The organism is Nitrincola lacisaponensis, from assembly GCF_000691225.1.
Classification (GTDB): domain Bacteria; phylum Pseudomonadota; class Gammaproteobacteria; order Pseudomonadales; family Balneatricaceae; genus Nitrincola; species Nitrincola lacisaponensis.
Map to the genome: position 1 here is coordinate 362895 of NZ_JMSZ01000016.1, position 15369 is coordinate 378263.

At 51.7% G+C, this 15369-nt stretch carries 10 protein-coding genes and 1 tRNA gene; 7 read left to right on the plus strand and 4 right to left on the minus strand.

Translation table 11 applies throughout. From position 1 onward, the window contains the following. Positions 1-70: 70 nt before the first annotated feature. Genes ADINL_RS05030 through fadA form a run of 4 tightly spaced genes read left to right on the plus strand, consistent with a single transcriptional unit; the run spans position 71 to position 5107 of the window. Positions 71-823, plus strand: a complete 753-nt coding sequence (locus ADINL_RS05030; protein ID WP_036544550.1) for an electron transfer flavoprotein subunit beta/FixA family protein — start codon at positions 71-73, stop codon at positions 821-823. After that, positions 820-1749: an electron transfer flavoprotein subunit alpha/FixB family protein gene (locus ADINL_RS05035; protein WP_036544552.1), complete on the plus strand. Its 930-nt coding sequence runs from the start codon at positions 820-822 to the stop codon at positions 1747-1749. The genes ADINL_RS05030 and ADINL_RS05035 overlap by 4 nt, the downstream gene beginning before the upstream one ends. A 15-nt stretch (positions 1750-1764) precedes the next feature. Beyond that, positions 1765-3915: a fatty acid oxidation complex subunit alpha FadB gene (gene fadB, locus ADINL_RS05040; protein WP_036544554.1), complete on the plus strand. Its 2151-nt coding sequence runs from the start codon at positions 1765-1767 to the stop codon at positions 3913-3915. A 13-nt stretch (positions 3916-3928) separates the two neighbouring features. Continuing rightward, entirely contained in the window at positions 3929-5107 is a 1179-nt protein-coding gene (gene fadA, locus ADINL_RS05045; protein ID WP_036544556.1) for an acetyl-CoA C-acyltransferase FadA, read from the plus strand. 51 nt (positions 5108-5158) lie between these two features. On the opposite strand, the gene ADINL_RS05050 is transcribed toward fadA, so the two are convergent. After that, positions 5159-7027: a diguanylate cyclase gene (locus ADINL_RS05050; protein WP_051632572.1), complete on the minus strand. Its 1869-nt coding sequence runs from the start codon at positions 7025-7027 to the stop codon at positions 5159-5161. Positions 7028-7174: 147 nt separating this feature from the next. Here ADINL_RS05050 and ADINL_RS05055 point away from each other — a divergent pair, with 147 nt between their 5' ends. Then, a complete protein-coding gene (locus ADINL_RS05055) occupies positions 7175-7930 on the plus strand; it encodes a thermonuclease family protein (RefSeq protein WP_161667733.1) in 756 nt (251 codons plus the stop codon). A gap of 57 nt (positions 7931-7987) precedes the next feature. Here ADINL_RS05055 and ADINL_RS05060 read toward each other — a convergent pair whose 3' ends face one another. Together ADINL_RS05060 and ADINL_RS05065 are read right to left on the minus strand one after the other, a co-directional pair. Beyond that, a complete protein-coding gene (locus tag ADINL_RS05060) occupies positions 7988-8323 on the minus strand; it encodes a hypothetical protein (protein WP_036544558.1) in 336 nt (111 codons plus the stop codon). A gap of 10 nt (positions 8324-8333) precedes the next feature. Further along, on the minus strand, positions 8334-9671 hold the full coding sequence (locus tag ADINL_RS05065; protein ID WP_036544560.1) for an NAD(P)/FAD-dependent oxidoreductase: 1338 nt from the start codon (positions 9669-9671) through the stop codon (positions 8334-8336). 250 nt (positions 9672-9921) lie between these two features. Between ADINL_RS05065 and ADINL_RS05070 the strand changes: the two genes are divergently transcribed. Together ADINL_RS05070 and ADINL_RS15900 are read left to right on the plus strand one after the other, a co-directional pair. After that, positions 9922-11526, plus strand: a complete 1605-nt coding sequence (locus ADINL_RS05070) for a tetratricopeptide repeat protein (protein WP_036544562.1) — start codon at positions 9922-9924, stop codon at positions 11524-11526. Between the two features lie 50 nt (positions 11527-11576). After that, complete coding sequence (locus tag ADINL_RS15900) at positions 11577-15251, plus strand: sensor domain-containing protein (protein ID WP_051632574.1); 3675 nt, start codon at positions 11577-11579, stop codon at positions 15249-15251. Here the strand turns inward: ADINL_RS15900 and ADINL_RS05080 are convergent. After that, positions 15252-15327 (minus strand) — tRNA-Arg (locus ADINL_RS05080). It abuts the gene before it with no gap. Positions 15328-15369: the final 42 nt, after the last annotated feature.

Consider the following 15369-nt stretch of genomic DNA (forward strand, 5'->3'; position numbering starts at 1 on the left):
ACCCCTCTGAACCATATTGTTACCATTCCGTATGGAGCAGTCTCAAACAATAACAATGCGAGGAATGGTAATGAAAATACTCGTCGCCGTGAAACGGGTGATCGATTATAACGTCAAGGTGCGGGTCAAGGCAGATCGCACGGACGTGGATCTCGCCAATGTGAAAATGGCCCTTAACCCCTTCTGTGAAATTGCCGTTGAAGAAGCGGTGCGTCTGAAAGAACAAGGCGTTGCCAGTGAAATCCTTGTGGTATCGATTGGTAGCAAACCCTGTGAAGAGCAACTGAGAACAGCGTTGGCGCTGGGAGCGGATCGTGCCCTGCGGGTGGATACCGATGTGTTGCCGGATGCTTTGTCTGTGGCGCGTGTGCTGGCCAAGGTGGCTGAAACGGAACAGCCTGATCTGATTTTACTGGGTAAGCAATCCATTGATTCTGATAATAACCAGACAGGTCAGATGCTGGCTGCACTGCTGGACCGTCCTCAGGCAACCTTTGCGTCTGAAGTGAAAATTGACGGGGATCAGCTGCAGGTGACCCGTGAAGTGGATGGTGGTTTACAAACCCTGAATCTGAAAATGCCGGCGGTGGTGACCACTGATCTGCGTTTGAACGAGCCGCGTTATGCTTCCTTGCCAAACATCATGAAAGCGAAGAAGAAACCGCTTGAAGTGAAAACGCCTGCAGATCTGGGGGTGTCCATCAGCTCCCAAATCAAGCTGATTTCTGTCGAGCCGCCTGCTGAGCGTAGTGCGGGTATCAAGGTGGGTTCAGTGGCTGAGTTGGTAGAGAAACTGCGTAATGAAGCAAAGGTGATCGCATGAGTATTTTGATTCTGGCGGAACATGATAATCAAACCCTGAAACCGGTCACGCTGAATGTGTTGGCTGCTGCCGGTGAAATCGGTGGTGATATCACACTGCTGGTGGCCGGACATGGGTGTCAGGCGGTTGCGGAGCAGGCCGCGCAGGCTGCTGGTGTTTCCCGGGTATTGTTGGCTGACGCGCCGGCATATGCGCATCAGTTGGCTGAAAATGTCAGCAAGCTGTTGCTGAATTTGGCTGATGATTATGAGCACATACTGGCTGCGGCCACGACAACAGGTAAAAATATTTTACCTCGTGTTGCCGCACTGCTGGGTGTTAATACGCTGACTGATGTGCTGGGTGTTGAGTCTCCCAAGCGTTTCAAGCGAGCTATTTATGCAGGCAATGCCATCGCGACCGTAGAAATTGATGAGCCCAAAGTGGTGATGACCATCCGTGGAACTGCGTTTGATCCGGTGGCTGCAACGGGCCACAACGCCAGTATTACACAGCTTGATCAGGTTTATGAAAGTGACGATGTCAGCTTCAGGCATGAAGCATTGGCAGCATCGGATCGACCTGAGCTGACCGCTGCCCGTATCGTGGTTTCGGGTGGTCGTGGCTTGGGTAATGGTGAAAACTTTGACCTGCTGTATCAGATGGCTGACAAGCTTGGCGCAGCAGTGGGGGCCTCCCGTGCCGCTGTGGATGCAGGCTATGTGCCCAACGATATGCAGGTAGGACAGACCGGCAAGATGGTTGCCCCCGAGCTCTATATAGCCGTTGGTATTTCCGGTGCCATTCAGCATCTGGCGGGTATGAAGGATTCCAAGGTGATCGTTGCCATCAATAAAGATGAAGAAGCACCGATTTTTCAGGTGGCCGATTATGGCCTGGTAGCGGATCTGTTTGATGCCGTTCCCGAGCTGCAAGCCAGCCTCTAATACAGGAGAACACGCATGATATATCAGGGTAAAGCCATTACGGCCCAGCAGATTGACGGGGGCGTTGTTGAGGTCCTGTTTGATCTTCAGGGCGACAGTGTCAATAAGTTCAATCAGCTGACGTTGAATGAGCTGCGTGAAGCTGTGGCTGCTATTCAGTCAACCAGCGACGTGACCGGTGTACTGTTCAGCAGTGCCAAAGACTGCTTTATTGTCGGTGCCGATATCACTGAATTCAGCCAGATGTTTGACCAGACCGAAGAGGCAATTGTTGAACACCTGCTGTCTCTGCATCAGATCTTCAATGCGATTGAAGATTTGCCTTACCCAACGGTAACGGCCATCAATGGCATCGCTCTGGGTGGCGGGTTTGAGTTGTGCTTGTCAACCGATTTTCGGGTGATGAGCGAGTCTGCCAAAGTGGGGTTGCCGGAAGTGAAGCTGGGTATCTACCCTGGTTGGGGTGGTACTGTGCGTCTGCCGCGTCTGATTGGTGTGGATAATGCCAATGAGTGGATCTGTGGTGGTGCTGAAAAACGCGCTAAAGATGCACTAAAAGATGGAGCTGTTGATGCGGTTGTAGCCACCGCTCAGGTGCGTGAGGCTGCACTGGATCTGCTGCAAAAAGCACGTGAAGGGGTGTTTGATTACCAGGCACGTCGTACAGAAAAAACCACGGCGATCAAACTCAATCAGATTGAGCAGATGATGGCATTCGAGTCTGCCAAGGGTTTTATCGGTGCCAAGGCGGGTCCACACTATCCGGCGCCGATGGCGGCACTGAATACGATTCAGAAAGCAGCCAATATGGGCCGTGATAAAGCCATTGAAGTGGAAGCCAAGGGATTTGCCAAACTGGCAACCAACAGCGTCACCAAGGCGCTTGTTGGTCTGTTCCTGAAAGACCAGTATGTGAAAAAGGTCAGTAAGGCCTTCGAGAAAGACAGCCAGCCAGTTAAACAGGCTGCGGTGTTGGGAGCCGGCATTATGGGCGGCGGTGTGGCCTATCAATCCGCATCCAAGGGCGTTCCTATCCTGATGAAGGATATTAATGACAAGGCACTGCAACTGGGTCTGGATGAGGCGACCAAGCTGTTGAACGGTCAAATCAAGCGTGGTCGTATGGACGCGCAGAAAATGGCCAAAGTGCTGACCCAGATTACCCCGACGTTGAGCTATGGTGATTTTGGTCGCGTCGATCTGGTAGTAGAGGCCGTTGTTGAAAACCCGAAAATCAAAGGTGCTGTTCTGGCCGAGGTGGAAGCTGCTGTCGCAGAAGATGCAATTATCACGTCCAATACCTCAACGATTTCTATTACAGAGCTGGCCAAAAACCTCAAGCGCCCGGAAAATTTCTGTGGTATGCATTTCTTCAACCCCGTACATCGTATGCCTCTGGTTGAGGTCATCCGTGGTGAGAAGAGTTCAGAGGTGGCGATTGCACGGACAGTCGCGTATGCCAAAGCGATGGGCAAAACGCCTATCGTTGTTAATGACTGCCCAGGCTTCCTGGTGAACCGTGTGTTGTTCCCTTACTTTGCCGGCTTCAGTCTACTGATGCGTGACGGGGCAAACTTTGTCCAGGTTGATAAAGTGATGGAGCGTTTTGGCTGGCCAATGGGTCCGGCTTATCTGCTGGATGTGGTCGGTATCGATACCGGTCATCATGCCGATGCCGTGATGGCAGAAGGTTTCCCTGATCGTATGGGGCATGAAGGTGAAAATGCGATTGATCGCATGTACAAGCTTGAGCGTTATGGTCAGAAAAACAGCAAGGGCTTTTACCGCTATGAGCTGGATCGCAAAGGCAAGCAGGTCAAGGTCATTGATGAAGACGTGCCGGCGCTGCTTGAGGGTGTTGTGGGTCAGTCTCGTGAGTTCTCTGATGATGAGATTATCGCACGTATGATGATCCCGCTCTGTATTGAAACGGTGCGTTGTCTGGAAGATGGCATCGTCGCGACTGCTGCAGAAGCCGATATGGGGCTTATTTACGGTATAGGTTTCCCTCCGTTCAGAGGTGGAGCGCTGCATTACCTGGATCAAATGGGGCTGCAGAGCTTCATTGACATGGCAGCACCCTATGCAGACCTGGGACCGCTCTATCAGCCAACTGAGCGGATGAAGCAAATGGCTGCCAATGGCGAAACCTATTTCGGCGAATAACGGAGGAAGGCACATGAGTTTACAACCAAATGATGCGGTGATCGTGGATGCAGTGCGTACCCCGATGGGCCGTTCCAAAGGCGGTTCCTTCCGCAATGTCCGTGCAGAAGCGCTGTCTGCGGCAGTGATGCAGGGTATTCTGAAACGCAACCCGTCTCTCAATCCGGCGCTGATTGATGACATTATCTGGGGGTGTGTGAACCAGACCCTGGAGCAGGGCTTCAATATTGGCCGTAATGCTGCGGTCATCGCAGGTCTGCCGCATACGGTAGCGGCGCAAACGGTTAACCGTTTGTGTGGCTCTTCCATGGCGGCAATGCATACGGCTGCAGCCTCTATTATTGCAGGTCAGGGTGATATTTATCTGGTCGGCGGTGTAGAGCATATGGGGCATGTGGATATGACCCATGGTGTGGATATCAACCCACAGGCATCCAAGTATGCCGCCAAAGCGGCGATGCTGATGGGTGTTACGGCAGAAATGCTGGGCAAGATGAACGGTATCAGTCGTGAAATGCAGGATGAGATGGGCGCACGCTCACATCGTCTGGCACAGGAGGCGACACTCAACGGTGGTTTCAAAAATGAAATCATCCCGGTAGAAGGGCATGATGAACAGGGCTTCAAGTCCTTGCTCACCTACGATGAAGTGATACGTCCGGAGACGACCGTTGAAACCCTGTCACAACTGAAGCCGGTTTTTGTTCCCAAGGTGGGTACAGTCACTGCAGGGACCTCTTCCGCCTATTCTGATGGTGCTTCTGCCATGCTGATCATGTCAGCTGCCAAGGCGCAGGAGCTGGGCCTGAAACCGCGTGCCAGAATTGTCAGCATGGGTGTGGCCGGTTGTGATCCGTCTATCATGGGCTTTGGTCCGGTTCCCTCAACGCAAAAAGCGCTGAAAAAGGCCGGGCTGACCATTGAAGATCTGGATTATGTCGAGTTGAATGAAGCGTTTGCTGCACAGGGACTGGCTGTGCTGAAAAACCTGAAGCTGCTGGATAAAATGGATGACAAGGTTAACCTGAAAGGTGGCGCAATCGCCTTGGGTCATCCGCTGGGCTGCTCAGGTACGCGTATCAGTACAACGTTGCTGAATATTCTTGAAGAAAAAGGTGGCCGTCTGGGCCTGGCAACCATGTGTGTTGGCATGGGTCAGGGTATTTCGACCATTATTGAACGACTGGACTAATTATCCAGCTGCTGTACTTCGCCCGCCTTGCGGGCGAAGTCCTTTTTGTTACTAGTAATCACCCTTCTCTGACCAGAGCGCTTTATGAAAGCGCACGACCTGATTGCGACCACCTTCCTTCGCGGCATAAAGTGAGACATCTGCAAATTTGAGTACTTGCCAGAAGGCTTGCCCATCATTGGGATAGTCCGCAAGTCCCGCTGAAATTGTTTTGCTGAGACTGGTGCCACCCACCTTGAACTTGTGTTTCTCGACAGCAGATCGAATTTTCTCAGCCACCAGCAGTGCTGCTTCAGCATCTGTTTCCAGCAGTACGATTAAAAACTCTTCGCCACCATAGCGGATCACCAGGTCGGATTCGCGTACATTGTCCTGCAGTATCACAGCCAGTTCACGCAGCACCTGATCACCGGCATCATGGCCGTAGGTGTCATTCACGGGTTTGAAGTAATCCAGGTCCATCATCAGTAATGTCATCGGTACTTTGCGCCGTTTGCATTGGCTGATCAGGGTTTCTGCATACTCTTCCAGGAAGCGGCGATTGCGCAGGCCGGTCATGGCATCTTTCAGGCTCGACTCTCTGAGACTGGCCATCAGGCGTTTGGCTTGCAAAACAGGTGCAGCCTCACGCAGATAGGCTTCCAGCATCGGACGCAGATTACGGACACGCTGCGCATCGGCAGGATCAAACACCAGTTGGACGACACTGCCGACGCTGCCACTTTCGATGACTGGCAGGCAAAGATAGCGCTTGTCCTGACTGGCCGCTTCCATACTGAAGGAGCGGCAGATCTGTGTATTGTCTGATCCATCGATCATATGACCGGTGCGCACAGCCCGACACCCGGTGCAATGATCATGAATGGCCTGTTCACACCAGTGAATTTTGGCATCCGGAACGCTGTCGACCATCACTGAACGGAGGATTTTCTTCTGCGCGTTGACTTCATAGATGGAGAAGGTTTCGATGCCAAACTCCTGTTCCAGCACTTCACTGATACGCAGAAACACCTCGCTGGCCGTCTCATCCTCTTCTATCGCCTGTTTAAACCGGGATACGCGCACCAGTCCCGATACGGTTTCAGCGGTTTCTGTCAGCAGGTTACTGCCGTTATAGTCTGGCTTGGATTGCACCAGTTGTACGACGTTTTCACGTATGCGACTGAGTTTATGAGTAATGCCTTCAGACAGCGCATTAAACTGCCGGGCGATCTTGCCGATTTCATCATTGGTACGGCTTTCGACCCGATGGCTGAAGTCGCCCGCAATAGCGCCTTCAACCGCTATTTCGATCTCATTGGCGGTCATCACCAGGGGTTGCAGCAAGCGACGCAAAAACAGAATGGAGATAATGGCGAACAGGGCTACGGCCATGACCAGGAAACTGACGGTCATGATTGCGGCTGATTTCATATGCTCAATGGAGGCCGTCAACGTGACGGCACCCAACACGGTATTTTCAGGAACGCTATGACACAAAAGACAGTTTACATCGCCATCTGAGGTGGCTATGTAAGGAATCGTGGCCCTGAATTCGGGGCTGAAGATGCCACCAATAAGGGTGAAGACGGGTTCACCACTATTCAGTACACTGAGATCTATCGGATCGGCGGCCATTTCTGCCAGGAGCCCGCTGCCATATTGCTGTTCGACTTGGTGGCCACGGATTACGCGTGCTTCATCCAGGCCATTCACGCTGGCGATACGTTGAAGTAGCGAGTCGCGCTTGTCGATGGTGCCGGTGAGCATGGCTTCAGTCAGGGCAACGCGAATCACTTCAGCCGCTGTTCGGGTGTGCTCAGTGGCCGCGCGAATGGAAAAGTCTCGAAAAGACGCGAGGCTGGCAAGGGTGATGACCAGGGTCAGTAGCAGCATGACACTGGACAGGGCGAAGATAATTTTGGTCTGTAGCTTATGCATGGACAAAGCCGCTATTCCATTAGTATTTTTAGATGAGCTTAGACTATGGCTCAGTCGCATGCAGTTTATCAATAGAAAATATAGGTATTTGTTTTGAAATCATCCATAAAATTGACTTTTATCAGTAGTTTGTTTTCTGCTTATGTTTTGAAAACGCTGCTGCTTCTGAGTTTGTCCACGGCTGTGCATGCAGGCAGCTGTGATCTTCCGGATGCTGCTGTGCTGCATTCGGTTAAGCGGGTGATTGATGCGGATACCCTTGAGTTGGCGGATGGGCAGCGCGTTCGGCTGATAGGTGTGGATGCACCTGAGCTTGGCTATCGGGGACAAGCTGATGAGCCCTTTGCGCGTGAAGGTAAACAGGCGCTGGAGGAGCAGTTACGCCATGTTGGTTGGCAGCTCTGGGTGGCGTCAGGAGAAGATGCTCAGGATCGCTATGGTCGACTCTTGGCGGATCTGTTCCTGCCTGATCAGCGATCCCTGCAAGCCTGGTTATTGGAACAGGGGTGGGTGATGCAGGTGCATGTGCCGCCAAATCTACGATATGCTGATTGTTATCGCGTCGCTGAAGCGTCTGCCAGGAAAGCAAGACTGGGTATCTGGAGTCTGCCAGCTTATGAACCGGGGATCGCTTCGACACAGATTCCTGAGGGAACACGGGGAGCCGTGATTTTGCATGGAGCTGTTGTACGTATTGGTCAGAGTCAGGCCAATATCTGGTTGAACCTGGAGGGGGGGGTTGCAATACAGATTCCCCGTGATGCCTTGCACCGTTTCAGTGAACCCCTGGAAGATCTGCAAGGCCAGACCCTGCGTGTCAGAGGTTGGCTGATCCCCGAAGAGACGCGTCATCACCAATGGCGTATTCGGGTAGAGGATGGGCGGGCACTGGAACGATTGTAAGCGCTTGCCAGCAGAGGTTGACCCTCCGCTGGTGGCTGTTGATCAGGTTTTTGTTGATCAGGCTTTGCGATTACGCAGGTAACAGATTGGATGGAACACCAGCCAGGCATAAATACCCAGACCGATAGATGCACCAATCAAATTCATCCAGTCCACCCAGGTATTAACATACGCCAGCGTAGACTGGGTATGGATGGGCAGCAGGAACAGGGATGCAATCGCTACAATGGGCGGCAGTATTTTCGAACCCAAGCCGCCTGTTGAACCAAATCCATAACCTTTCATGCGCGCAATAATCTGCGGTACCAGAAAAATTACCAGCATCAGGGCAATCAGCCACAACCAGGGCAGGGCGGAGTACCAGAGTACAGTCAGAATACCAGTCAGTGTCATTGGGGGCTCCTTAAATCTTGCCTTCAAGCATGGCGTAATATGCGGGACGTAGCATGCGTTCTTTCATTACCCAAACTGTCCAGGACTCTTCTTTGGGGTCGATAAAGGAGAACGAAGGTAGCAGTTTGCTGTCCCAGCCAAACTCCACCAGCATGGCTTTACCTATGCCGGTAATCAATGGACAAGAGGTATATCCATTATGACGTGCAGGTAGAGGCTGGTCCTGCAGAAATGCCAGGAAGTTTTGTTCCAGCACATTAGCCTGCATTTTGACACTGGCAGCAGTTTTGTTACTGGGCATGCCCATCACGTCACCGATACCCCAGACATTGGGATAGTTGGGGTTTTGCAGGGTTTCCCGATCCACCTCCATCCAGTCCCGGAAGGGCGAGTCATCCGCAAAACGCAGCGGGCTGTTCAGCAGTGAATCTGGAGCAGTCATTGGAGGCACTACGTGGATAAATTCGTAGTCCTTAACCTGATCTTCGCCATCGCGTACGCTGTAGTATGCCTTTTTGGTGTCCGCATCAATGCCGGTCAGTGTCCAGAAGTCATTTCGGACAACACCTTGATCGGTAAAGCGCTGCTTGACGAAGTCATTATAGAAAGGTACACCAAACAGGCCACCTGAGGGTGTCATGAACTCTACAGTAAATTGATTGCGACGACCGGAGTCCTCCAGACGTGACAGGGTCGTAAAAGTCATTTTCAAGGGGGCGCCGGCACATTTGAGTGCTGTGGGCGGCAGATTGAAGAGACCTGTCCCCTGTCCGCGACTGATCCAGCGGCTGATTTCATCGTTGGTAGCTGCTGCCGCATCAATACTGGCATAGACGCTACCAACACCTTTCCCTTGACCGATCAGAGCTGTATCCATGCCTTCAATACGCTCATAACGAAGTTGCAAACCACAGGCGACGATCAGATAGTCATAACGGATGGTTTCACCGTTGCTGACTTTGACCTGGTTATTGTCAGGGTCATACTCGGTGACCATGCCGCGTACCCAGTTAACCCGTGATGGTATCCATTCGCCTGTCTTTGACAGGGTTTTGGATTTGTTCCATACACCGGAAGCAACCAGTGTCCAGCCAGGCTGATAGTGATGATCCTCACGGGCATCAATAATAGTAATGCGTGCATTGGGCAGGCTACGGGCAAAACGGTTTGCCATGGCAATGCCACCAGCGCCGGCACCACTGATGACTATATGGGCATTGCTCTGCACACGGCTGGCGGCAGCATTCCCGGCCATACTGAGAACGGGGGCGGCTACAGCCGCGCCAAGACCTATTTTCAGCAGGTCGCGTCGGCGTTCATTCGCCGTGGAAAAGGGTTTGGATGACATACTGGGCTCCGGATTTGTTCTTCTGATCAGTTCCCGGTCCTTGGTGAAGGAAGTTCCTGGCTGAGTATATGAATTATAGGTTAGATTGACCTAAAGTAAATATAACTAATGTATTATGTGCATATGCGGAAAATTTATAAAGCAGAACGGCCATACTGTTCAGGCTGGATTGATTATTCTGCTGCGCTGCTGGTCACAGCTTTAAAACTATCGTTATACTAGCGATATCATCAGGCTGACGACGAACTGGATGAACCCAAGAAAAATTACCTATGCAGATAAGCATGTCCTGTTGATCGAAAGCAGCGGAAACATGCGCGCCACAATCGTGCAGATGTTGAGGCAGCTGGGAGTGGTCAATATCAAACCCATCACAGTCAGTGAGCGGGTACTGGAGTTATTGCAGCAGGAGCGTTTTGACATCATTCTGCTGGGCCATAACGCCAGTGACAAGGTGACCGGGATTCAGTTGCTGGAAGAAGCACGCTATCGAAACTATATGCGTCCAACGAGTGGCTGGATCTTCATGACCAGCGATTCCTCACAGCAGGTTATTCTGCATGCTATCGACAGTAACCCTGATTATCTGCTGACCAAGCCTTTTACCGTCGAAGAGTTAAAGCACCGTATTGATGCCTTGATTGTACGCAAGCAGGTATTGCGTCAGGTGGATGAGGCTGTTGAGCGTGGTGACCTGGATGAAGCGCTGCAAGCCTGTGATCTGATTTCTGTGACTGATCCCAGCTATGACTTGGCGCAGCGTTACAAAGGGCGCTTGTTATTGTGCCTTGAACGTCCTGAGGAAGCGCTGAATCTGTTGCAGGAACGCTTCTGGCAAAACGGTGAGAAGGATACCGGGTTGTTAATTGCACAGGCGCTGCTGTCGTTGAAGCAGCCAGAAGAAGCTATTCAGCAGTTGCAGGAGTTGATCGAGAGTTATCCTCTTTTGGTGCCTGCGTTAGATCTGCTGGCTCAGGCTTATGAAATGCATGGCGATCTGGAGCAGGCTCGAGAAGTGCTGCGCGAAGCGGCACGCAAATCCCCTTTGGGTATTCCCAGACAAATGGAGTTGGGACGTATCGCTACGCAGACGCGTGCGTTGTCATTGGCGGAAGGTGCATATAAACGCTCTATTGTGTTAGGACGCTCCAGCTGTTATCGCTCACCAGAGCCCTATCTACGGCTGGCCAATATTCGTCGTCTGGAAATGCAGGATGCAGATAATGACCGGCGTATAGAACTGCATAATGATCTGGACGCACTACTCAATCATGCCGAGTTCAGTTTTCCCAAAGATGAATCCCTGAAGGTTAAATCGTTACTGGTACGCTCGCAGGTGTATCGTGATCTGGGCAAGCAGGTTAAGGCGGATGGATTGCAGCGAGAAGCAGAAAAGCGCAATACCCAGCTGGCCGAGCCACTTGACCTGGCACGTGAGTCGTTGTTGCTGGCCGGTGACTCTGTCCCTGTCTTGCAGGAACAATCGGAACAGACAGAAGTGAAAACACGTTTACCGTACGACGAGGCCTTGAGTGACAAGATGAATCGTATGGCAATACGTCATTACATGGCTGGAAAATATGCCCAGGCGATGCGCTGTCTGAATATGTCGATTGAATACAATCCAACCAATGGTTCGGCGATGTTGAATCTGGCTCAGTTGTACCTTGAGGTTGCACGGGATCAGTCTGAACGCCGTGAGGAGCGTTTGACAATGGTGAGGCGCTTTGTAAAGTTAAGCTTAAGAGCGCAGCTGAGTGAAATTGCCAAACTACGTCAGCATGAGCTGATCGGGTATCTGCGTCAGTCTATTGAAACCTTGCCCAAAGGTTCGCTGGGTGTTTTGTTGCGTTAAGCTTCCCGGATGCTCACAATGCATGGAATCGAGCACAGGATAAAATGATCATGGCTGACAGGTTGATTCGAGTCCGTTTCCGAGCAGAGAAGGTGGCCTTGGCCTATTTTCTGTTTGCTATGTTGTGGATTCTGACGTCAGATCATTTGCTGGGAATGTTAGTTGACGATCCCGCGCTGCTAGTGTCGCTCAGCACCTATAAAGGCATTTTGTTTGTTGCCACAACGGCGTTACTGCTCTATCTGGTGTTGCGTGTGTGGATTTTGCCTGAGCAGGAAACATCCGCACAGGTGGAAACACCCCGAGGCCTGATTATTGTCTTCTCAGGTATGGCGTTGTTAGTACCGCTATTGGCGCTGAGTCTGTTGCAAATTGCGACACCTCAAGCACTGCAGACGGCTCGAACCAATGTCGAGATGGTTGCCGGTATGAAGGCAGTCCAACTGGATCAATGGCTTACTCATCGCCAGATGCAAGCTGATCTGATTCAGTTGGATAACTCGCTGAATCGCCGGTTGAACGCCTGGGAAAGCGAATCTGATTCACTGGTTATTGTGGGTGAGCTCACTGATTACCTGAACCGTCTGCACGCGTATCATCAGTTCGATGGCGTCTATTTGTACCACCTGGATGCTGGCAGGGGACTGTCTGTTGGACAGATACGTCATCGTCAGACAGATATTGAACGGTTTATTGAGCAGTCGCAGCATACCCGAGCACCTTTCTTGGTCGGCTTGCACCCGGTGATACAGGGGTTGGGATTGTCCTGGGTGATTCCTTTACGCCAGCCTGGACATTTGAGTGAGCTGCAGGCAGTGCTTGTACTCAGTCTTGATCCTGAAATACACCTTTATCCGCATCTATCGCAATGGCCTGTGGAGAGCCGGTCGGCTGAGCTGGTTTTACTTGAGCGCTCACCATCGGAAAGTGTGCGGCTGTTAAGCCCGAGTAAAATGACTCAGGCTGAAGTGTTGTCGTTTGTGAATGCTTCTGTTGATGCGGAGGCCAGAAACGAGGATATGTTGACAGCCCTGCTACCCTTATCTCATCCGCACTGGTATTTGCTGGCACAACAAAGCCGCCAGGAGGTATTGGCGCCTGTCTATATGATGGCCGCCTGGCTGGCACTACTGTCTCTGGCGACAGTGATCAGTATTATGTTTGCGCTGCGTCTGGTTTGGCAGCAGAACCGCCGCTTGCAGCAGGCAGCATTTCAGGTACAGGCTGCCGAGAAAGACAAACTGCTGCTCAAGTTTTTTGAAATGCCCTTCGTGGGTATGGCGATTACGGATCCTGAATCAGGTCGCTGGTTAAGGTTTAATCCTGAACTCTGTCGTTTATTGGGCTACCCGGAAGAGGAACTGAAAACCCTGACCTGGCAAGCCGTCACGCATCCGGATAGTCTGGAGGCGGATCAGCAGGCCTTTCAGCGTTTGCAGGAAGGCTTGATTGACAGTTATACCCTGGAAAAACAGTTTGTACGCAAGAGCGGCAGTGTGTTTACGGCACTTTTGAATGTCGGTGCAGTCAGGTTTGCCGGTGGGCAGCTGCAGTATTGTATTGCTACGCTGCAGGATATTAGTGATCAGAAGCGCTATGAAAGTGATATTTTGCATCAGCGCGACCTTTACAGCACCTTGTCTGAGACTAATCAGGCAATTATTCGTTGTACCCATCGAGCCGAACTCTTCTCTGAGGTTTGCCGTATTGCTGTTGTGTTTGGCAAGATGCGCTATGCCTGTTTGATTGAAGTGAATGAAACGTCAATCAAACTGGCGTCTGCTTACGGCGATATGCCTGTCTCCCTGGATTGGCTGGCGAGGGATGAATGGGTGCCACTGCACCAGAGTACGGTCTTTTCCAGTGTGATCGACAGTGCAAACCCTGTGATTATGAATCCGCTGGAAGGGAAGTCATCACAGGCCTGTTTTCCGGTAATGGTGGATACACAGGTTGTTGCACTATTGACGTTGTATGCTGAGGACACCGAGTTTTTCAGTCCGGATATTATTGAAACCCTGTCGGAAATGGCTGGTGATATTGGTTTTGCCATTCGCTTTATTGAGCAGGAAGAAGCACTCAAAGCGGCTGTGCAGGTGGTTGAGGCCAGTCCGGTCGTACTGTTCCGCTGGGAAAATCAGCCAGGCTGGCCGGTTACTTACGTGTCTGCTAACGTCAGTCGTTGGGGCTATTCAGCCCATAACTTTCTTTCCGGAGAGGTGAATTTCGATCAGTTGGTCCATCCGGATGACCGCCAGTGGTTGGTCGAAGAGGTTGCACTGTATCTGTCACAGCGCCGTGAAGAGTATTTACAGGAGTATCGCGTGCTGACCCGAGAGGGACAGGAGCTGTGGGTAGAGGATCATACCAAGGTTATTTATGGCCTGACAGGAGAGGTTGAGGTGATTGAGGGGGTTGTGACGGATGTCACTTCGCGAAAAACCATCCAGCAGCGCATAGAGTTTTTAGCTCGGCATGATTCATTAACGGGATTGCCTAACCGGCTGGATGTGCTCACCTCTATCGAGACTCGCGGTAATCCGCAAACTGCCTTGTTAATGCTGGATCTGGATCGCTTCAAGGATGTGAATGACAGCTTTGGCCATCGCACGGGTGATCAGCTGCTTTGTCGGGTCGCAGAATTATTGCGTAAGGAGTGCCCTGCCGATGGGCTTTTGGCACGTTTTGGTGGTGATGAGTTTGGGGTGTTGATTGATCGGGATCAGGATGCTCTGATGGAATTGGCAGAGGCGCTGATTGAAGCACTGCGGACACCGATTCAACTGCCTCAGGGGATGGAGATCAGGATCGGTGCCTGTGTTGGGGTTGCACGTTTCAGTGACGCAGAGCAAAGTGCTGAAGAATTGATGCGACAGGCAGATGCGGCACTGTATAAAGCCAAGGAAGCAGGTCGTGAACAACTGCGCTTCTATACCAATGAACTAACGCGGGCGGCCCTGATTCGTCTGGATACTGAGGCCCGACTGCGTCAGGCAATGAGTGACAGGCAGTTATCAGTTTATTTCCAGCCACAGATTGATATTGAGACAGGTCAGCTGCTGGGCGCTGAAGCGCTGTTACGCTGGCAGGATCCGCAGTTGGGGTTCGTGTCGCCTGCCAGTTTTATTCCGGTTGCTGAGCAAAGTGGTCTGATACATGTCATCGGTGAGTGGGTGATGGATCAGGTCTGTATGACCGGACGTCGCTGGCTGGATCAAGGCTACCCGCCATTGCGTCTGGCCGTTAACCTGTCATCTTTCCAACTGCGTCACGGTGATATTGTCGGCATGATTCGCCAGACGCTGGAAAAGCATGACTATCCGGCTTCCGGGCTTGAAGTTGAACTGACGGAAAGTGCGTTGATGCGGCGGGAAGATGAGGCTGAAAAAGTGTTTGAGGCCTTGCAGGCGATGGGCGTTTCGCTGGCAATTGATGATTTTGGCACAGGTTACTCGTCACTGGCTTATCTGAAGACCTTCCCTCTGGATGTGCTGAAAATTGATAAAAGTTTTATTGAAGACCTGGAAGTCAGTGCGGATGACCGAGAGATTGCTGCCGCTGTGATTGTAATGGGGCATACGCTGGGCTTGAAAGTGTTGGCAGAGGGTGTTGAAACAGAAGCGCAACTGGCGCTGTTACGTGAGCTGGGGTGTGATTATTACCAGGGATACCTGAAAAGTCCGGCAGTCAGTGCTGATGCATTCGAGCAGTTCTTCAGAAATTGATGGCCTCCCCACAGGGACTCGAACCCCGATCTGGCCCTTAGGAGGGGCCCGTTCTATCCAGTTGAACTATAGGGAGAAGGCGGCATATTGTAGCGGGATTTATAGTGGCCTGCCAGAC